Origin of the sequence: Caballeronia cordobensis (assembly GCF_001544575.2) — a bacterium.
GTDB lineage: Bacteria > Pseudomonadota > Gammaproteobacteria > Burkholderiales > Burkholderiaceae > Caballeronia > Caballeronia cordobensis.
Genome location: NZ_FCNY02000014.1, coordinates 153226 through 171799 on the forward strand (window position 1 = coordinate 153226; position 18574 = coordinate 171799).

Annotated in this window: 16 protein-coding genes; 12 read left to right on the forward strand and 4 right to left on the reverse strand. The window is 62.7% G+C overall.

Annotation, left to right across the window (positions count from 1 at the left end):
* The first annotated feature begins 88 nt into the window (after nucleotides 1-88).
* The 4 genes from AWB70_RS25605 to AWB70_RS25620 are packed head-to-tail and all read left to right on the forward strand — an operon-like array spanning nucleotide 89 to nucleotide 4229.
* Nucleotides 89-1420 carry a hydroxymethylglutaryl-CoA reductase, degradative gene (locus AWB70_RS25605; RefSeq protein WP_268760518.1) on the forward strand — a complete coding sequence of 444 codons (1332 nt, stop codon included), beginning with the start codon at nucleotides 89-91 and terminating at the stop codon, nucleotides 1418-1420.
* Complete coding sequence (locus AWB70_RS25610) at nucleotides 1413-2351, forward strand: hydroxymethylglutaryl-CoA lyase (protein ID WP_053568164.1); 939 nt, start codon at nucleotides 1413-1415, stop codon at nucleotides 2349-2351. Before AWB70_RS25605 ends, AWB70_RS25610 begins: the two co-directional genes overlap by 8 nt.
* A gap of 22 nt (nucleotides 2352-2373) precedes the next feature.
* The gene (locus AWB70_RS25615) at nucleotides 2374-2844 is read left to right on the forward strand and encodes a hypothetical protein (protein WP_014191374.1); all 471 of its coding nucleotides are present in this window, start codon (nucleotides 2374-2376) and stop codon (nucleotides 2842-2844) included.
* On the forward strand, nucleotides 2844-4229 hold the full coding sequence (locus AWB70_RS25620; protein WP_053568163.1) for a tripartite tricarboxylate transporter permease: 1386 nt from the start codon (nucleotides 2844-2846) through the stop codon (nucleotides 4227-4229). Before AWB70_RS25615 ends, AWB70_RS25620 begins: the two co-directional genes overlap by 1 nt.
* 509 nt (nucleotides 4230-4738) lie before the next feature.
* On the opposite strand, the gene AWB70_RS25630 is transcribed toward AWB70_RS25620, so the two are convergent.
* The gene (locus AWB70_RS25630; RefSeq protein WP_053568162.1) at nucleotides 4739-5068 is read right to left on the reverse strand and encodes a cupin domain-containing protein; all 330 of its coding nucleotides are present in this window, start codon (nucleotides 5066-5068) and stop codon (nucleotides 4739-4741) included.
* A gap of 174 nt (nucleotides 5069-5242) precedes the next feature.
* Between AWB70_RS25630 and AWB70_RS25635 the strand changes: the two genes are divergently transcribed.
* Nucleotides 5243-6124: a LysR substrate-binding domain-containing protein gene (locus AWB70_RS25635; protein WP_053568161.1), complete on the forward strand. Its 882-nt coding sequence runs from the start codon at nucleotides 5243-5245 to the stop codon at nucleotides 6122-6124.
* 185 nt (nucleotides 6125-6309) lie between these two features.
* Here AWB70_RS25635 and AWB70_RS25640 read toward each other — a convergent pair whose 3' ends face one another.
* Nucleotides 6310-7002 (reverse strand): alpha/beta hydrolase family protein, encoded by a 693-nt coding sequence (locus AWB70_RS25640; protein WP_041730373.1) that lies wholly within the window; start codon nucleotides 7000-7002, stop codon nucleotides 6310-6312.
* A 520-nt stretch (nucleotides 7003-7522) separates the two neighbouring features.
* Between AWB70_RS25640 and AWB70_RS25645 the strand changes: the two genes are divergently transcribed.
* The 7 genes from AWB70_RS25645 (at nucleotide 7523) to AWB70_RS25675 (ending at nucleotide 16992) form a co-directional block, all read left to right on the forward strand.
* A complete protein-coding gene (locus tag AWB70_RS25645; protein WP_053568160.1) occupies nucleotides 7523-8329 on the forward strand; it encodes an enoyl-CoA hydratase/isomerase family protein in 807 nt (268 codons plus the stop codon).
* A gap of 61 nt (nucleotides 8330-8390) precedes the next feature.
* Nucleotides 8391-9260 (forward strand): helix-turn-helix transcriptional regulator, encoded by an 870-nt coding sequence (locus AWB70_RS25650; RefSeq protein ID WP_053568159.1) that lies wholly within the window; start codon nucleotides 8391-8393, stop codon nucleotides 9258-9260.
* A 416-nt stretch (nucleotides 9261-9676) separates the two neighbouring features.
* Entirely contained in the window at nucleotides 9677-12619 is a 2943-nt protein-coding gene (locus AWB70_RS25655) for a xanthine dehydrogenase family protein molybdopterin-binding subunit (RefSeq protein ID WP_235024348.1), read from the forward strand.
* Nucleotides 12616-13437 (forward strand): FAD binding domain-containing protein, encoded by an 822-nt coding sequence (locus tag AWB70_RS25660; RefSeq protein WP_053568158.1) that lies wholly within the window; start codon nucleotides 12616-12618, stop codon nucleotides 13435-13437. Before AWB70_RS25655 ends, AWB70_RS25660 begins: the two co-directional genes overlap by 4 nt.
* On the forward strand, nucleotides 13410-13985 hold the full coding sequence (locus AWB70_RS25665; protein WP_374730259.1) for a (2Fe-2S)-binding protein: 576 nt from the start codon (nucleotides 13410-13412) through the stop codon (nucleotides 13983-13985). The genes AWB70_RS25660 and AWB70_RS25665 overlap by 28 nt, the downstream gene beginning before the upstream one ends.
* Nucleotides 13978-15552: an AMP-binding protein gene (locus AWB70_RS25670; RefSeq protein WP_053568157.1), complete on the forward strand. Its 1575-nt coding sequence runs from the start codon at nucleotides 13978-13980 to the stop codon at nucleotides 15550-15552. The genes AWB70_RS25665 and AWB70_RS25670 overlap by 8 nt, the downstream gene beginning before the upstream one ends.
* Nucleotides 15553-15633: 81 nt before the next feature.
* A complete protein-coding gene (locus AWB70_RS25675) occupies nucleotides 15634-16992 on the forward strand; it encodes an MFS transporter (protein WP_053568156.1) in 1359 nt (452 codons plus the stop codon).
* 62 nt (nucleotides 16993-17054) lie between these two features.
* Here the strand turns inward: AWB70_RS25675 and AWB70_RS25680 are convergent, their stop codons facing one another.
* Nucleotides 17055-17702, reverse strand: a complete 648-nt coding sequence (locus AWB70_RS25680) for a glutathione S-transferase family protein (protein ID WP_053568264.1) — start codon at nucleotides 17700-17702, stop codon at nucleotides 17055-17057.
* Nucleotides 17703-17778: 76 nt separating this feature from the next.
* Nucleotides 17779-18525: an SDR family NAD(P)-dependent oxidoreductase gene (locus AWB70_RS25685; protein WP_053568155.1), complete on the reverse strand. Its 747-nt coding sequence runs from the start codon at nucleotides 18523-18525 to the stop codon at nucleotides 17779-17781.
* Between the last annotated feature and the right edge of the window lie 49 nt (nucleotides 18526-18574).

Here is an 18574-nt window from a genome sequence, read left to right on the forward strand (position 1 = left end):
ACAGCCCTCTCACTGTTTGCCGGAATTGTACCTTTCCAATGGGTACAGTAAGCCTATTATTCGCCCATCCGGCGCGCGGCTGCAAGCGTTGCAAGCGAAAACCCAGAACACACATCCAGTCAGCAGAGGAAGACACATGATCGATTCGAAGTTGCCGAATTTCCGCGCGATGTCGCCCGCGCAGCGCCTTTCCCACATCGCGCAGGCGGCGGGCCTCGACGATGCCGAGCACGCGCTCCTCGCCAAACCCGGCGCGCTGCCGCTCGACACCGCGAACGGCATGATCGAGAACGTGGTCGGCACGTTCGAGCTGCCGATGGCGGTCGCCGGCTACTTCCAGATCAACGGCCGCGACGTGCTGGTGCCGATGGCGGTCGAGGAGCCGTCGATCGTCGCGGCGGCGTCGTATATGGCGAAGCTCTCGCGCGAGGCGGGCGGCTTTCGCACGTCGAGCACGGGGCCGCTCATGCGCGCCCAGGTGCAGATCGTCGGCGTGACGGACCCGTACGGCGCGCGGCTCGCGATCCTCAAGCATCGCGACGAGCTGATCGAGATGGCGAACGCGCGCGACAAGGTGCTGATCGGACTCGGCGGCGGATGTCGCGACATCGAAGTGCACGTGTTCCCGGATACGCCGCGCGGCGCGATGGTCGTCGCGCATCTGATCGTCGATGTGCGCGACGCGATGGGCGCGAACACCGTCAACACGATGGCCGAAACCGTTGCGGGCCGCATCGAGGAAATCACGGGCGGCAAGGTGCGTCTGCGCATCCTGTCCAATCTCGCCGATCTGCGCCTCGCGCGTGCGCAAGTGCGCTACAGCGCAGCGACACTGCAAACGAAGGAATACGCGGGCGAGGATGTGATCGCGGGCGTCGTCGATGCGTACCTCTTCGCCGCGATCGATCCGTACCGCGCCGCGACGCACAACAAGGGCATCATGAACGGCATCGATCCCGTCATCGTCGCGACCGGCAACGACTGGCGCGCGGTCGAAGCGGGCGCGCATGCGTACGCGAGCCGCGGCGGGCGCTACACCTCGCTCACGACGTGGGAAGTGGCGAACAACGGCGACCTCGTCGGCACCATCGAAATGCCGATGCCCGTCGGCCTCGTCGGCGGCGCGACCAAGACGCATCCGCTTGCGCGGCTCGCATTGAAGATCATGAACGTGACGTCCGCGCAGGAACTCGGCGAGATCGCGGTCGCGGTCGGACTCGCGCAGAATATGGGCGCGTTGCGCGCGTTGTCGACCGAAGGCATCCAGCGCGGACACATGGCGCTGCACGCGCGCAACATCGCGCTGGCCGCGGGCGCGAGCGGCGCGGATATCGACTGGGTCGTGAAGAAGATGGTCGCCGCGCGCAATGTTAGCGTCGACTACGGCATGAGCCTTCTGCAAGGGTCGCGCGATGAATGAGACGCCGAGGCGTGTGCGCATCGTCGAAGTCGGGCCGCGCGATGGCTTGCAGAACGAACCCTCGCCTGTATCGGCCGAGGTGAAGGCGGAACTCATCGAGCGATTGATCGATGCGGGCGTGCGCTATGTCGAAGCCGCATCGTTCGTGTCGCCGAAATGGGTGCCGCAGATGGCCGATGGCGCGCAGGTGCTCGAGCGCGTGCGCGACAAGGCGCGCACAACGAACACGACGCTCGCCGCGCTCGTGCCCAACATGAAGGGCCTCGAAGCAGCGCTCGCATCGCATGTCGATGAAATCGCGGTCTTCGCGGCAGCCTCCGAATCGTTCTCGCAGAAGAATATCAACTGCTCGATCGACGAGAGCATCGCGCGCTTCGAGCCCGTGATCGCCGCCGCGCGCGAAGCGAACGTGCGCATACGCGGCTACGTGTCGTGCGTGCTCGGCTGTCCGTTCGAAGGCGAGATCGCGCCGCAGGCCGTCGCCCGTGTCGCGAAGAAACTGTTCGAGATGGGCTGCTACGAGATCAGTCTCGGCGATACCATCGGCGCGGGCACGCCATCGAAGACGCAGGCGATGCTCGATGCGTGCATCGACTCCATGCCCGCCGATGCGCTGGCTGGTCACTTTCACGATACGTGGGGCATGGCCGCCGCGAACGTGCACGCGGCGCTGCAACGCGGCGTCGCCGTGTTCGACAGCTCCGTGTCGGGCATCGGCGGATGTCCTTATTCGCCGGGCGCGACGGGCAATGTCGCGACGGAAGACATCGTCTACTTGTGCGAGAACATGGGGATCGAAACAGGCATCGATCTGATGAAGCTTGCGGAAGCGGGCGCGTTCATTTCGCGCGCGTTGACACGCGATACGTCATCGCGTGTGGCGCGTGCGCTCGAAGCAAAGCGGCTTCGGCAAGAACAGCAGTGCATCTAAAAACTCTATCAAAGGAGGAGACATGGAGCAGCAACTCGCCGCGCACGAGCGCGGTCATGCGTCATCGAAGAGCGCGGACAGAGCGGAGTTTCAGCTCGTCGAAATCTGGGGCGATACGGTCGATACGCGGCATCTCGCGTGGTCGGTCGTGCTCGGCATCGCGATCAGCTACGGCGCGTTTGCGATCGCTAATCGCGTGCTCGCCGCTTACGTGCCCGACGCCGCGATGGCGCGTGCCTACGCGATGCTCGTCGGCCTCGGCGGCTGTCTCGTCGCCGGTGCGGTGTGCGCGAAGCTCTTCAAGCCGAAGCGCGAAGTGATCGAGGAAGCGCACGGCGCGGCCGGTCGCGAAGAGGTGCTCAGGCAGCTAGCGAGCGAAGCGGGCGGGCTTGGGCGTGTCGCGGATCTGCCGCCCGCGGTCGTCGCGGAGATGAAGGAGCTCGGCCTGTACGAGCTGTTCGCAGAGTACGAAAAGCGCGAAGGAGCACATTGATGGAACCGTTCGTCACTCAACTGCTCGTCGCGCTCGGCATGGGGCTGATCGGCGCGATCGTGTTCTCGGGCATCGGCCTCGTATCCGGCACCGATGAAACCACGACGCTCGCGCCGCTCACCTTGCTCGTCGTGCTGCTCGGCGTGCCGCCCGTCGGCGTGTTCTCGTTCTTCATGGCGGGCGCCGTGTCGAAGCATATGACGCACGCGATTCCGACCGCCTTGCTCGGCATTCCCGGCGATACGCTCGCGACGCCCTTGCTGCAACAGGCGACGATGCTGCGCAATCTCGGCGTGCCGCATATCGCGTTGCGCAAGATGATCTCGGGCGCGATCGTCGCGGCCTTCGTCGCCGTGCCGCTCGCGGTGCTGTTCGCCGTGCTGCTCGCACCGTTCGGGCCGGTCATCACGAAGGCCGCGCCGTGGGTGTTCCTCGCGGCATCGATCTTCATCGCGTACTTCTCGTCGGGGCGATGGGCTTCGGTATTTCTGATCGTGCCGTTCGTGCTGGTGATCGTCGGCTTGCAGGCGCTGACGGGCAAGTATGGCGTGAAGCTCTCCGTGAGCTACTTCCTCGGCATCGCGATCGGGCCGCTCATCGCGGATCTCTTTTCGATTCTCTCGCCGGCCGATCGCGCCCGCATGCGCCGCGAACGCGTGCGCACGTTCTCGCTCGCGCCGGACGTGAAGGGCTGGAGCGGCTACTTCCCGAATCCGATGAAAGTGCTCGACGGCCAGCAACGCGGCTGGGTTGCGGCGACCGCCGCCGTGTCGAGCGCGACGTTCGTGTTCAGCCCGGTCGCGATGACGGTGGTGCTCGGCGAGCTCGTCGGCTCACGCGTGAAGCATGCGTATCACCGATTGACGACCGTGATCTCCGCGCGCAACGGCGTGACCGAAGCGACGTACATCGCCGAAGCGCTGATTCCGCTGATCGCGTTCGGGCTGCCGTTGAGTCCGGTTGCGGCGGGACCGGCCGCGCCGCTCTTCAACGCACCGCCGCGCTTTTTCGTCGATACGGCCACGGGTCACATCAACAATCTGCACACGCTGATGACGACATGGCAGTTCCTCGGCTTCGGCTTGCTCGCGGTCGTGCTTGCTGCGCTCGTCGCGTATCCGCTGTCGATGAACTACGCGCATCGCGCGGCTTCGTTCGTCGCGAGGAAGCTGAGTCACGAGGCGATCATCGCGACGTTCGTCGGCCTGATCGTCGTCATCAGCGTGTGGGAAGGGCAGTTGCTCGGGCTTCTCGTGATTCTGAGCGTGGGCTTGCTCGGCGGTTTGCTGTCGCGCAACTTCGGCTTCAATACCGGCGTGCAGTTCATGGGGTACTACACGGCGGTGCTGAGCGTGCCTGCGCTCACGAAGGCATTCGGCGCATGAAGCAGCGCGCTCGTGTCACAGCGAGCGCGCCGCGTGCTGCAGACAGCGGTGACTTCGTTTTCCGCGCAGATTTTCAATTACGCGGCTCTAGGTAAGGCCTGTGATCACGACCGACCCCGCGTCGTGCTCCAAGAGCTTTACTGCATAGCGTCGGGCGGGAATGTCGACGTCACGTTGTTTGCGTCGGCGATCAGCTAAGCTTGCAAGTCATCCGTTCCGCCTGGTCGGGCGATATCTTGGGCAATGAGATGCGGGCACTCATCGGTGTGTCGATGAGTCCGGGATAGCCCAGATAACGCGCATACCAAACGGCCGAAGCTGTGCCCACACGGACCTGTCAAGAGAGTGGGCGGCAGCTTTGGACGCCGCGCAACTGCCGCATTCCGCGATCGGATGTCGCAGATCGCGCGGGTCGGGCTCCTTTCGGTTGTTTTTGACGCTGGGCCTCAATCGTGAGCCCTTTGGCCCTCGTTTTGTACGAGTTGCACCGCGCTTTTTGTCGGACGCGTTCAAGCAAGCACGATGTCGCTTGCTCCTCCCGACTGCACCATAACGTAAATGACGTCGTCAGCCGTTTCATTCTTAACGTGATGCACGACACCTTGGTCCACGGTGTAATGGTCACGTACTTGTCGACTGACAATCCCTTCGGCGGTTCTTGTCTCAACGGTCAAAACGCCCCGTACAACAAGAAATCGGTCGCTCACATGGGTGTGGTGGTGCCACTGTGTCTCGCCGCCCGGCTTGACGGTGGTCTGAGCGACGACGTAACTGTCGGCCGTCAACAGCGTCTCATAGACTACTTTCTGATTAGCCAGGGGAATGTCTTTGTCGTTCATTTAAGATGGGCCTTTTCCACGAGAATCGATGGGCGCTGACGAGTCCAGAACACGTAGTTGCAAAGCGCGCCTGGTTGCTCACCCATCACGGCCTCTACTGTAGGGGCCGGCGCTTTTTCCCGGTAGCGACCAATTTGTGCACAATGACGTGAATTAAATTGACACCCTAGCCAGATGCGCCGACTGCCACCCCTCAATGCACTCCGCGCCTTCGACGCCGCTGCCCGACACCTGAATATCTCGGCGGCTGCGCGCGAGCTTCATGTTACTCACAGTGCCGTGAGCCACCAGGTCCGGCAACTGGAAGAATGGCTCGGCAAATCGCTCTTCGTCCGCCACGCGGGCGGCGTTCGTTTGACGATTGAAGGACAGAGTCTCAAGCAGGCTGCTGATCAGATCTTTTCGCAGTTGCAAACCTGTTGCGAAGAACTTGCGGAACAGGCGCAGATTGCCGAGATCGTGCTGGGAGCGCCAGCAAGCTTCCTGTCCAACTGGCTCATTCCGCGCCTGGAGCGGTTCGAGGCGGCCCATCCAAACGTGCGGGTGCGCCTGCAGACGAGCGGAACCCTAGAGGACCTTCAGAAGCAGATCATCGATTGCCTGGTCGTCAGTGGTGAAAGCTGGCCAGCGGATGTTGACGCCGTCAGCCTCTTTGACGAGACAATTGGTCCCGTGTGTGCGCCGGATTGGGCCCCTAGTTTTAGGGGACCGGACGATCTGGTCGGCCAGCCTTTGCTCCATACCAGTTCGCGTCCGCACGCGTGGGAAGCATGGGCGGCGAGTAATAGGCTGGACCCATCGTTGTTCGCGAACGGCCGCCGTTTCGATCACTTGTCTTTGCTCCTGGAAGCAGCCGCTGCGCGTCTTGGCGTTGCGATCGCCCCTGCATTACTTGTGGAGCGCGAGATATCGCAAGAACGATTGATTGCACCGCTTGGTTTTATCAAGACTGACGCGACCTTCGCTTTTTGTTCAAAGCGCGATCAGCAGGGCGGGGCAGTGCGTATCCTTCGCGAATGGCTGTGTTTAGAGGCCTCTACAGAGATTCGACCATAGCCGTTTGGGTTTCCGTGAAAGCGGGAGTGGTGTGCTGCAGAGACCAGACCGTTAATTCAGGCGTGGCTTATCGTGGCTACGCGACAGACCATCTGCGTATACCGAATGGATTGAGCGGGCGAGTGCAGCACGGCGAGTTCGCCGGCTCGCCGTCCCGACTCTGCTACAAGCATTCCTGCGCTTGCTCAGGTAGCGCGCACGAACTCTCCTTCGGCGAAGAACCACGCCGCCATCGTCCGTGCCAGTTCGAGCACGACCTCCGCGTCGGTCCGGCCGGAGGACGCGCGCACGTGGAACGAATGATCTGCGTCGTCCACCACATGCAGCGTGGCGCGTGGCCCCAGCGTCTCGACGACCGACCTCAGCAAGTGAAGCTCGGCCAGCTTGTCGCGCGTGCCCTGCAGGAAGAGCATCGGCACCGTGACGTCCGCCAGGTGCTGTGCCCGCTCCACGCCGGGCGCGCCCGCCGGGTGCAGCGGGAACGCGACGAAAGCGAGGCCACGCACGCCGTCGAGCGGGGAGATGGCTTGGGCCTGGGACGTCATGCGGCCGCCGAACGACCTGCCGCCCGCGAAGAGCGGCAGGGCTGGCAGCCGCCGGCGGGCCTCTGCGACGGCTGCCCGCACGGCAACATGTGCCACGGCCGGCGAGTCCACCCGCTTGGAGCCCCGCTCCATGTACGGAAACTGGTAGCGCAATGTGGCGACATGGGCCGCCGCAAGCGCGTCGGCCAATGACGACATGCCGGCGTGCTGCATGCCCGCGCCGGCACCGTGCGCGAAGACATACAAGGCTTGCGCGTCCTCCGGCACTTGGAGAAGCGCAGAGACCTTGGTGTCGTCGGGCAGTGTCAGGGAAAGCGATTCTGGGTCGTCCATCGTATTCAGGTTGTGTCGTTGTGGCCTTTGCGCTGATTCTGCATCACAGCCCTGCATCGAGATGCGAGCGCGAATCTATCAGAAATTCACCTATACGAGGTGAAGCGTGTTTCACGAATCTGAGATAAACGAAACCATGGGTCACAAGATAGTCTCAAGAGATCGTGATTCAGATGGGCCTTTGAAAATATCTGGCCTATATCACAACTTGCTGTGTTCCCGGATACAACTGAGCCCGCATAATTCATAAAGTTGAACAGCGTCGCTAAAATTCAGAGTGTGTTCTTCACTTCATCCGCGCCTCATGATGCTCAGCTTAACCGAGCGCCGCATACCCTCAACCGCGACACGTAAAATCAGACTCCAGGGTAAGTGACCAGAATCACGGGTAAGCAGGAAGACAGGCATTACTCGATACTCGAATCATCAAAACTCTCCTCGCGAGTGTCTGCCATATCTGAACCACCGGTGTCGGATCCGTAATAACCCTGATTAATCTAGCCGGAGAAGAGGAACCTTCATGAATCAGCTCATCCATAAAGCGCACAAGTTGCTCGCAGAACTTGATGGCTTTCGCGTCGAAATTAACGAGGCGGGCTCGCGTGCCGACATTATTCTTGACCGCCCGCCCTTCAATATCGTGTCGATGCTGCAGCGCGAACAACTCCGCGTGGTGTTCGAGGCACTGGATGACGATCCCAAAGTGCGCGTGATTGTCGTGCGCGCCGCAGGAGAACATTTTTCGAGCGGCGGCGACATCAAGGGATTCATCGAGTCATCACCGGAACATGTGTCGAAGCTCGCCTGGAACATCGCTTCGCCGGCCCGCTGCAGTAAGCCCGTGATTGCCGCCAATCGGGGCTACTGCTTCGGCGTCGGCTTCGAGTTGTCGCTTGCCTGTGATTTCCGCATCGCCACGGAGACGACCCTTTACGCGCTGCCCGAACAGAAACTCGGGCAAATCCCCGGCTCGGGCGGCTCGGCACGTCTGCAGAAAATGGTCGGCATCGGGCGGACCAAGGATATCGTCATGCGCTCGCGTCGCATTCCTGGCGGGCAGGCGTACGATTGGGGTATCGCGACGGAGTGCGTAGCCGATAGCGACCTCGAAGCTGCAACCGATGCACTCGTTCGCGAACTGATCGCGTTTTCTCCGCTCGCTCAACGCACCGCGAAGAAGCTGCTGAACGATACAGAGGACGCTCCGCTTTCGATTGCGATCGAGCTGGAAGGGCACAGCTACAGCCGGCTTCGCAGCTCGGAAGACTTTCGCGAGGGCGTCGAGGCGTTTCATGAGAAGCGCAAGGCAACCTTCACGGGTAAGTGAGTAGTGCCTGAGGATGACGACCGGGCTCAAAGCCAGATGTGTTTTGTGAGAGGCCGCACGAGTGTCGAGCGCGATAAAAATCTATCAGGGCAGATTCGGGCGGGTCGCACTGCTGGATATGGATGCGCCCCTCGTTCATCATGCACATCACCAATGCCATCTGCTCATCAAGGCGGCGGGGCCTGACACGTTCTTCGCCGTGCATGATGAGATGCAGCCGCTCACGGCCGACACAGCAGTACTCGTCAATCCCTGGGAACCGCACGCCTATAAGCACAATGCGAACTCGGAGCAGCATACGGTCATTCTGGCGATGTACATCGAACCAGACTGGCTCACGGATATCCAGCATCCGTTAGGCGGCAGCGGTCATCCGCAATTCTTCCCGCAGGCTTGTGTGCGGATGTCGGCGCATGCGCGCAAGCTGTCGGAGGAGCTTGCGCTGGAAATGTGGTGGTCCGACAGCATTGCATCCGAGCGGCTGGAGGGGCTGCTCTCCGAGGTGATGATCTCGGTGATCGACCCCGACCGGAGCTGGGCCGATTTGTCACGGCAAATGGAGTTCGCCAGCCGCCGCCCGAGCGATCCGCGCATTCGCCGTGCGATCGCCTGGCTTCGCGACAATACGGGAGGCGAGCCGGATATGAACAGGCTCGCAGAACACTGCGGCTTGTCACGCGCCCATTTCTTTGCCTTGTTTCATCGCTGCACCGGGGTCACGCCAAACGTGTACCTCAATGTATTGCGCATGGAGAGTGCGATCAGGGATCTGGCGTCTGCAAAGACTTCATTGACCGACATCTCATACGACCTCGGGTTCTCAGCCCCAGCGCATTTTTCTAGGTTTTTCCGACAGCATCTCGGCATCACGCCGAGCGAATACCGCCGCGTGGTCGAACTCTACGACGATCGCGGTGAGGTGCAGATATAGGCGTCGATTCGTGGCTCGAAAGTGCAGTCGAGCTTTCGGAGATGACGGCCGCTCGCCCCGAACGTCCCCTTCACGCGACAACATTCGATGCACGCGATGCGCGTGGTCGCCGCTGCTGTCCGAGTCCGAAGACGACCATCGAGAAAGCATCAGACTCCAGGGTAAATCGCCCGATCTCCGGGTAAAACGATTCGGGATGTCCGGCTTTACATTGAAGTCAACGGAGCATGCTGACTTGCCTCGAAGCGCACGGCAAGCAAGGCATCAGCATCCATGTGAAGACAGATTCATCCATGCGGGAGACACGCGTGAGCGAACACGGAACCGGGCTCCTTCTCGAAAGGGAAGCTCGCCCAACATCAACCGTCGAACCATCGAACGCCGGGCGGCGATCACATCGCCATGTCGGTCGGTCGATGGAACGGCTCGAGGATGCAGCCATCCTCACCGGACGCGGCCGCTACGGCGACGATATCGCCGTGAAGCCCGGCACCCTGCATGCCGCCGTGCTCAGATCCCCGCATCCCCACGCCGTGATCAAAAGCATCGACGTTGCGGGCGCGCTCGCGCAGCAAGGCGTGCATGCCGTTCTGACCGGCGACGATGTACGCGCCTGGTCTCAGCCCTTCGTCGTGGGTGTCAAGTCGCCGATGGAGCATTGGGCGCTCGCGATCGACCGTGTGCGTTACAGCGGCGAACCCGTGGCCGTGGTCGTTGCAGAATCGCGGGCACAGGCCGAGGATGGACTCGAGCACATCAAGGTGGACTATTCACCGTTGCCGCCCGTCACGTCGATCGAGGCAGCCATCGCCGACGATGCGCCCGTCCTGCATCCGAAGGTCGGCTCGAACGTCGTGAGCGACCGGCGCTTTCTCTACGGCGACCCCGAAGCGGCTTTCGAGAAGGCGCCTCATCGGGTGACGCTCGAAGCACATTACCCGCGCAATACCTGCACGCCGATCGAATGCGCGGTGGTCGTCGCGGAGCATCTGGCCGGCAACGAAGGTTACGAGGTCACGTCGAACTTCATGGGACCGTTCTCGCTGCACGCGGTCATGGCGATAGCGCTCAAGCTGCCCGCGAACCGATTGCGGCACAAGGCGCCGCGCGACTCGGGCGGCAGCTTCGGCGTCAAGCAGGCCGTCTTTCCCTACGTAGTCCTGATGTGTCTTGCATCCCGCAAGGCGCGCGCGCCGGTCAAGTGGGTCGAGGACCGGCTCGAGCATCTGAGCGCCGCCACGTCGGCGACCGCGCGTCTGACGAAGCTCGAGGCCGCTGTCGAGCGCGATGGCCGCATCACGGCGCTCTCCTACGATCAGATCGAGGACTGCGGCGGCTATCTTCGCGCGCCAGAGCCGGCGACTTTTTATCGGATGCACGGCTGCCTCACGGGCGCGTATGCGATTCCCAACCTGCTCGTGCGTAACCGCGTAGCGCTGACCACCAAGACGCCGACCGGCCTCGTGCGCGGTTTCGGCGGCCCGCAGGTCTACTTCGCGCTGGAGAGACTCGTGCAGCGCATTTCGATCGAGCTGAAGCTCGACATCGTGGAGGTCTACCGGCGCAACTTCATCCCCGCCGACGCGTTTCCGTATCGCACGCCATCGGGCGCGCTTTACGATTCGGGCAACTATCAGGAAGCCCTGAGACGCGCGCTGTCGGATGGCGGTTTCGATGAGCTGGCCGCACGGCGCGATGCCGCGCGCAAAGAGGGGCGACTTTACGGCATCGGATTCGCGGCGATCATCGAGCCTTCGGTGTCGAACATGGGCTATATCTCGACCGTGCTGCCGGTGGAGGCGCGGCGCAAGGCCGGTCCGAAGAACGGCGCGATCGCCAGTGCGACCGTGAGCGTCGACCTGCTGGGCGGCGTGGTCGTTACCGTGGCGTCGACGCCCGCTGGTCAAGGGCACATGACCGTGTGCGCGCAGGTCGTGGCCGACGTGCTCGGACTCGACCCGGCCGACATCGTCGTCAACGTCGAATTCGATACGCACAAGGACGCGTGGTCGGTGGCGTCGGGGAACTACTCCAGCCGCTTCGCCGGGGCCGTGGCGGGAACTGTTCATCTGGCGGCCATGCGCGTGAGAGACAAGCTCGCGCGCATCGTCGCGACGCAGTTCGGTTGCGCGCCGGAGCACATCACGTTCGAAGGCGGCCGCATCGTGCCGATGGGCGACGATTCGAGCGCGTTGCCGTTCAATCGCGCGGCGAGCAACGCACCGCATTGGGCGCCCGCGCTTTTGCCTGAAGGGGAGGAGCCCGGCCTGCGCGAAACCGTCTTCTGGACGCCTCCGAACATGGAGCCGCCCGACGAGCACGACCGGATCAACACGTCGGCCTGCTACGGCTTCGCATTCGACATGTGCGGCGTGGAGATCGACCGCATGACAGGGCGTATCCGAATCGACCGCTACGTGACCGCCCACGATGCCGGCACGTTGCTGAATCCCGCGCTCGCGGACGGTCAGATTCGCGGCGCGTTTGCGCAGGGGCTCGGCGCATCGCTGCTCGAAGAGTTCAGGTACGGCGCGGACGGCAGCTTCCAGTCGGGCACGCTCGCGGATTACCTGATGCCCACGACCTGCGAGGTTCCGGACCCGCTGATCCTGCATCTCGAAACGCCGTCGCCATTCACGCCGCTCGGGGCGAAAGGCCTCGGCGAGGGCAACAACATGAGCACGCCGCCGTGCATCGGCAATGCCGTTGCTGATGCATTGGGCATCGAGGATGTGCGCTTGCCTATCACGCCAGCGAAGGTGCTTGCGTTCATCGGGATCGACGATCCGGAGCCGTCGCGGCCCGAGTATCGCGCGGCGGCTCCGAAGAAAAAAGCGGCTGGCGCAGGCAAGGCGCTCACGGCGCAAGGCACGGTCGAGTTCGACGCAACGCCGGAGGCGGTCTTCGCGGTTCTCATGGACCCGGCTGCGCTCGCCAGGGTGGTGCCGGGCTGCAACGCGCTCGAAACGACCGGCGCGAATCAGTATCGCGCGGATGTCACGGTCGGGGTCGGCATGATCAAGGCGCGGTTCGAGGCCAGGATCGGTCTCTCCGATATCGAAGCGCCGCGCAGGCTTCGGCTCGCGGGCGCAGGGATCTCGCCGCTCGGCACAGCCGAGGGAGAGGGACTCGTCGAACTCACGCCCACCGTGAAAGGCACGTTGCTGACGTACGACTACGAAGCACAGGTCTCCGGCAAGGTCGCGGCCGTCGGCGGCCGAATGCTGGAAGGCGCCGCCAAGGTCGTGCTGAATCAGCTCTTCGAATCGCTTGGCCGGCAGGCTGCGGGCAAGCCCGTCGGCGATGGCGGCGGATCGTGGTTGCAAAAGCTGCTGGCCCGGTTCCGGAGGAAGGCATGAAGCCATCGCCATTCAGTTATCTACGCGCGGAAAGCACGCAGCACGCGCTCGAGGCGCTGCATCACGGCGGCGCGGATGCCCGCATCATGGCCGGCGGCCAGTCGTTGATGGCCGTCCTGAACATGCGGCTGTCGCAGCCGCGCTGGATCGTCGACGTGTCGCGCACGGCCGATCTGAATGTCGTGGAGGTCGATAAGGAGGGCGGTTATCTCGTCGTGAAGGCCGCAGCGACACAAGGCAGCGTGGAGTGGCGCAAGACGCTCGAGCAGGAAGTGCCGCTCTTGCGCTACACGTTTCCCTACATCTCGCATTTTCAGATCAGAAACCGCGGCACGGTATGCGGGTCGGTCGCACATGCGGATCCGAGCGCCGAACTGCCGCTCGTTCTCGCGACGCTGGGCGGAGACGTGATGCTGCGCTCGCAAAAGAAGAAGCGGCGGCTTCCCGCCGACGCGTTCTTCCAGGGGATGCTGATGACCGCCCGCGAACCCGACGAGCTTGTCGAGGCCGTGCGCTTTCCTCTCAGGAAACCGGGCGAGCGCTTCGCGTTCACGGAGTTCTCCGCGAGGCACGGCGACTTCGCGCTGGTGGCGTGCGCGGCGGTCGTCACCGACGACTCGATTCGCATTGGCGTGGGCGGCGTGGCCGATCGGCCCGTCGTCGAACAGCTTCCCAGGCTGACCGGTGACGATCTGCGTGCGGCACTCAACGATTTTGCGTGGAAGCTGGGCGCCCAGGACGACGCGCATGTGAGCGCGAGTCATCGCAGGCATCTCGTTCGACATCTCGGATGGAAAGCGATACAGGAGGCAATGTGAGACAAGCAAAGAACGGCAATCCGCTGCACGACGCTCATCAGGCAGGGGCGCTGTGCAGCATTACGGTGAATCTGAACGGCGTGAAGCGAAGCGGTGCATGCGAACCGCGCGAGTTACTTTCCGATTTCATCCGGCACGAACTGGGGGCAACCGGAACGCATGTGGGCTGCGAGCACGGCGTATGTGGTGCGTGCACGGTGCATGTCGACGGCGTGGCATGCCGTTCCTGCCTGCTGCTCGCCGTGCAGGCCGACGGGCGGCGCATCGATACGGTCGAGGGACTGTCCGACGGCAATGCGCTGAGCGATCTGCAAGCGGCCTTCCAGCGGCACCACGCGCTTCAGTGCGGGTTCTGCACCGCGGGCATCCTGATGTCATGCGCCGATTATCTGCAACGCGTAACGAATCCGAGCGAGGAACAGGTGCGGGAAATGTTGTCGGGGCACATCTGCCGCTGTACCGGCTATACGCCCATTGTGAAGGCCGTACTCGACGTGGCCGCACGGCGCCGCAATAACGAAAACACAATGGAGGTGAGCCATGCTTGATCTGGGTCGAACGTTTCTGCAGGCAGTCGAACGCAATCCGAATGCACTTGCAATCGTCGACGGCGAGGTGGAACTGACGTATTCACAGTGGCATGCGCAAATCGCCCGCTTCGCTGCGGGTTTGCGGAGCCTCGGACTCGAACGCGGCGACAGGTTGATCGTCGTGCTTCAGAACCGCTGGGAAATGGCGACGCTGCATTGGGCCTGCCAGTTCATCGGCATTGTGATCGTGCCTGTGAACTGGCGCGCCAAACCGGAAGAGCTCGACCACACGATCGCCGATGCGGGCGCCACGGTCGTGATCTACGAACCTGCTTCAGCCGATGCCGTCATCACCAGCGAGGCAGCCCGGACGACGATGCGCATCGGTCTCGATCAGGTCGAAGGCGCGACTTGCAGCTTCGAGGAACTGATGGCGACCCAAGAGCAGGGTGCCGCCGCGCTCGCGCCGCGGCTTGCCGCATCGGCCGATGACTACTCCGTAATGCTCTATACGTCCGGCACGACAGGTTTGGCCAAGGGTGTTCCGCGCCGGCATCGTCACGAACGCGCCGCGGCGCTCGCGCATGTCGCGCAAAACCTCTACCGGCGCGGCGAACGCACGCTCGGCGTGATGCCGCTTTATCACACGATGGGCGTGCGCTCTTTGCTCGCGATGGCCTTGGTCGACGGTGTTTTCGTCTGCGTACGCCGTTGGAGTGCTCCATTCGCGCTGCATTGCATCGCGAAGTACAGGATCACCTGCCTGTATCTGGTTCCGACGCTGTATCACGATCTGCTCGCGGCGCCCGAGTTTGCACGAACGGAAATCGGCTCGATCACGAAGCTCGGCTTTGCCGGCGCGCCCATGAACGATGGCCTGCGCAAGCGTTGCGCGGCTGCTTTCAGGCCCGAGCTGTTCGTGAATCACTATGGCTCTTCCGAGGTGTACACCTTCAGCGTCGATCAGGACGCCACGATAAAGCCGGGAAGCGCGGGACGCGCAGGCATCAACACGCGCCTGCGGGTCGTCAATCTCGACGCATCGAGTCCGGAGGCGCTCGCGCGCACGGGTGAAGAAGGGCAGATCATCGCCGAACTCGCGGGCGACGAAGCCTTCGAAGGCTACTGGAAACGTCCCGATGCAAATGCGAAGGCGATCAGGGAGGGCTGGTACTTCACGGGCGACACGGGCTATCTGGACGCGGACGGCGATCTCTATGTGACGGGTCGCGTCGACGACATGATCATCAGCGGCGGCGAGAACATTTCTCCCGTCGATATCGAATCGATTCTCTCGCTGCATCCCGCGGTGGACGAGGTGGCGGTCGTCGGTCTAAAGGACGAGCGTTGGGGCCAGAAGGTGGTGGCTTTCATCAAACGCTCATGCGCGGTCGACGCGACGGCACTCGACGAGTTCTGCCGCACATCGGATCTGGTCAATTTCAAACGGCCGCGCGAATACATCTTCGTGGATGCGATACCGAAGTCGCCGGTGGGCAAGATCCTGAGACGAAAGCTCTCCAGTGGCGAATATGCGCGCGAGAACCGCGCGGCAGATGTGGAGGGCGCGGGCAAGCAGATGTGAAGCGCGTAAAGGACCATCAATAAAAAACCATGAATGAAACATGGTAATCCTAACTATATTCAACATCGGATGGAGATCCTCATGGAAGAAGTGTTTCGAAATGACCGCATGGTCAGAAGTGCGGACAGCAAGCAGGTTCTCGCCGCCGTCGGTGCCTCGTGTCTGGGCTGGGCATTGGACCTGTTCGATCTGTTCGTCGTGCTGTTCGTGGCGCCCGTGGTCGGGAAACTCTTCTTCCCTTCGACGGACTCGATGCTTTCACTCGCGGCGGTTTATGCGTCTTTCGCCGTCACCCTGTTGATGCGGCCGCTCGGCTCCGCGATCTTCGGATCGTTGGCCGACCAGCATGGGCGCAAGCGATCGATGATCATATCGGTCGTGGGCGTCGGCCTTTCGACAGCGGCGTTCGGATTGCTGCCGACCGTTCAGCAGGCGGGCGTCATTGCGCCGGTCTTGTTTCTGGTGCTGCGTCTGGTTCAGGGCGTGTTTGTCGGAGGTGTGGTCGCGTCGACGCATACCATCGGTACGGAAACGGTGAGCCCGAAGTATCGGGGCGCCGTCTCGGGATTCGTCGGTGGCGGCGGCGCGGGACTTGGCGCGCTGCTCGCCTCGCTGGTCTATCTGGCCATGTCCGCGGCTTTTCCCGGCGCGCAATTCGAAGTATGGGGATGGCGATGCATGTTCTTTGCCGGAATCGTCAGCTCGATTCTCGGTGTGTTCGTGTTCAACAGCCTCGAAGAGTCTCCCGTGTGGGCTGCGCTTGCCGCCGAAAAGCGCAAGGCCGCTTCGGTCGCCGGACGCGATGAAGAAAAGCCCGCCAGGTCGCCGCTTCGAACGCTGTTTTCGAAGCAGTATCGCGCCATTCTCATGGTGAACCTGTTGCTCACGATCGGGGGCGGAAGCGGCTATTACCTGACATCGGGCTTCCTGCCCACCTTCCTCAAGGTCGTGAATCACGCGCCCAACAGCGTGGCCGGCCTCGTTCTCATGATATCGAGCGTGGCCGTGATCGTCGCGTCGACGGCAGCCGGTCATATGAGCACGCTCATCGGGCGCAAGCGTAGTTTCATCTGGCTCGGCGTGGCACGGCTCGTCGGCTTCCCGCTGCTTTTCATCGCGTTGGCGCGGGCAGACAGCGTCGTCATGATCGGCGTTTACGCGGTGCTGCTGAGCGCGTTGGGAAGTGCCAGTTACGCGCCGATCCTCATCTTCCTCAACGAACGTTTTCCGACCGCAATCCGCGCATCGGGCACCGGCCTTTCGTGGAACATAGGCTTCGCGATTGGCGGCATGATGCCTACCGTGGTTTCTATGATCGCTCGCACACCGGCCGATCTGCCGATCGTGCTGGCCGTTTGTCTGGCTGCCGTGAGCGTGCTGTATCTGGTCGGTGCGTTCGTCATACCGGAGACTCAGGGTAGGCTTGCGGACGAAAGATGATCGGTCCCGCGTGAGGTGAATGCGAGGCCCGAACATCGGGCGTCGCATTCAGTGGGCCTTCACTACGCTTTAGAAGAAGGGCGGTCCGATATCCTGTCGTACCATGCCTGCAATGCATCGAAATCCGCGGGAATGTTCATCTTCATCCCGCCCGCCGCGAAGTCGACGGTCACCAGCGTCGTGATGTCGGCTACCGAGAACGCTTCGCCTGCCACGAAAGGCGCCGTCTTCAGCCGCTCGTTGAAATCAGCGTAAAAGTTGGAGACGCGAAGCTTGCTGCGCTCGACGATCTCCGGGATCTGCTCATACGCATGCGGACCCGACAACGCGCGCCCCTTCAGTCCGGCAACCGCGTTTCGCACGCCTTCCATCACGGCCGCGAATCCGTCGAGTTCCGCGCGTCGCTCCCACATCGTGACGAGCGCCTTTTCTTGCGGCGTGGTCCCGAGCAATGCACGCGTGCCGGGATACGTTTCCTCGATGTAGCGCCAGATTGCGGGGACTTCTCCGATCGCCGTACCGTTTTCCAGCACCAGCGTCGGTACTTGCCGGCGCGGGTTGATGGCGACATAGGCGTCGGAGAATTGCTCTTTTGCGCCGAGGTCCACGGCCCTCATCGATACTTCGATGCCTTTCTCGGCCAGGAAAATGCGAACCCGGCGAGCGTTGGGAGATGCCTTGGATTCGTAAAGCGTGAGGTTGGTTTTCATGTACGCGTTCATTCCGGTAAAAACTTTCGAGCTGCCCGCGCGGCAGTGACCGCGCAGGCGGGCATGTGAAGTTGCCTTAGCCTGCCGTCTTGCCGCCGTCGACAGTCAGAATCTGACCGGTGACGAAAGCCGCGCCGTCGGCTGCGAGATAGAGCACCGCTGCCGCTATATCGTCAGGCTTGCCGATACGCGCGAGCGGCACCGTGGCGGCGAGCGCCGCCTTGTTTTCAGCGGTGCTGGTGAAGCGGTCCAGCATGCCCGTGTCGGTCGGTCCGGGCGCGACGGCGTTGACGCGAACACCCGTCGACGCAACTTCGAGCGCGGCCGATTTCGTGATGCCTTCGACCGCATGCTTGCTGCCCGCATACACCGATGCGAATGCGGCGCCTTCATGACCATAAGTCGACGAAATGTTGACGATGCTGCCGGCCTTCTGCGCGGTCATCACGCGCAGTTCGTGCTTGAGGCTCAGCAGCGTGCCGAGCACGTTGGTGTCGAACGTGTCGGCATAACTTTCGGCGGTCTGCTGGACGACAGGTCCCGGCCGGCCTTCCGTCCCGGCGTTGTTGACGGCGACGTCCAGACGGCCGAAGCGGGCGACGGTCTGATCCACGAGGTTGCGGACTTCTCCGTCGCGGCGCACGTCGGCCCGGACGAAATGTGCTTCGGCGCCGGCTTCGCGCAGTTCGGCTTCGAGTGCGGCGCCTTCCGCCGGGCGCCGGCCGGATACGACGAGCCGCGCGCCCGAACGGGCGAACGCCAAAGCGGTTGCGCGGCCAATGCCCGTGAGGGCGCCAGTGATAAGAACGACGGGTTGGGACATTTGAGGCTCCTGTCAATAAGGTTCACGACACGTGGCTCGCGTCGCGCTG

Excerpts from the sequence above, each read along its gene's own strand:
- AWB70_RS25655 (WP_235024348.1), top strand. The coding sequence starts at position 9,677 with ATGGAACGGCTCGAGGATGCAGCCATCCTCACCGGACGCGGCCGCTAC.
- AWB70_RS25675 (WP_053568156.1), top strand. The coding sequence starts at position 15,634 with ATGGAAGAAGTGTTTCGAAATGACCGCATGGTCAGAAGTGCGGACAGC.
- AWB70_RS25665 (WP_374730259.1), top strand. The coding sequence starts at position 13,410 with ATGGAAAGCGATACAGGAGGCAATGTGAGACAAGCAAAGAACGGCAAT.
- AWB70_RS25660 (WP_053568158.1), top strand. The coding sequence starts at position 12,616 with ATGAAGCCATCGCCATTCAGTTATCTACGCGCGGAAAGCACGCAGCAC.
- AWB70_RS25620 (WP_053568163.1), top strand. The coding sequence starts at position 2,844 with ATGGAACCGTTCGTCACTCAACTGCTCGTCGCGCTCGGCATGGGGCTG.
- AWB70_RS25610 (WP_053568164.1), top strand. The coding sequence starts at position 1,413 with ATGAATGAGACGCCGAGGCGTGTGCGCATCGTCGAAGTCGGGCCGCGC.
- AWB70_RS25615 (WP_014191374.1), top strand. The coding sequence starts at position 2,374 with ATGGAGCAGCAACTCGCCGCGCACGAGCGCGGTCATGCGTCATCGAAG.
- AWB70_RS25630 (WP_053568162.1), bottom strand. The coding sequence starts at position 5,068 with ATGAACGACAAAGACATTCCCCTGGCTAATCAGAAAGTAGTCTATGAG.
- AWB70_RS25680 (WP_053568264.1), bottom strand. The coding sequence starts at position 17,702 with ATGAAAACCAACCTCACGCTTTACGAATCCAAGGCATCTCCCAACGCT.
- AWB70_RS25670 (WP_053568157.1), top strand. The coding sequence starts at position 13,978 with ATGCTTGATCTGGGTCGAACGTTTCTGCAGGCAGTCGAACGCAATCCG.
- AWB70_RS25645 (WP_053568160.1), top strand. The coding sequence starts at position 7,523 with ATGAATCAGCTCATCCATAAAGCGCACAAGTTGCTCGCAGAACTTGAT.
- AWB70_RS25685 (WP_053568155.1), bottom strand. The coding sequence starts at position 18,525 with ATGTCCCAACCCGTCGTTCTTATCACTGGCGCCCTCACGGGCATTGGC.
- AWB70_RS25635 (WP_053568161.1), top strand. The coding sequence starts at position 5,243 with ATGCGCCGACTGCCACCCCTCAATGCACTCCGCGCCTTCGACGCCGCT.
- AWB70_RS25640 (WP_041730373.1), bottom strand. The coding sequence starts at position 7,002 with ATGGACGACCCAGAATCGCTTTCCCTGACACTGCCCGACGACACCAAG.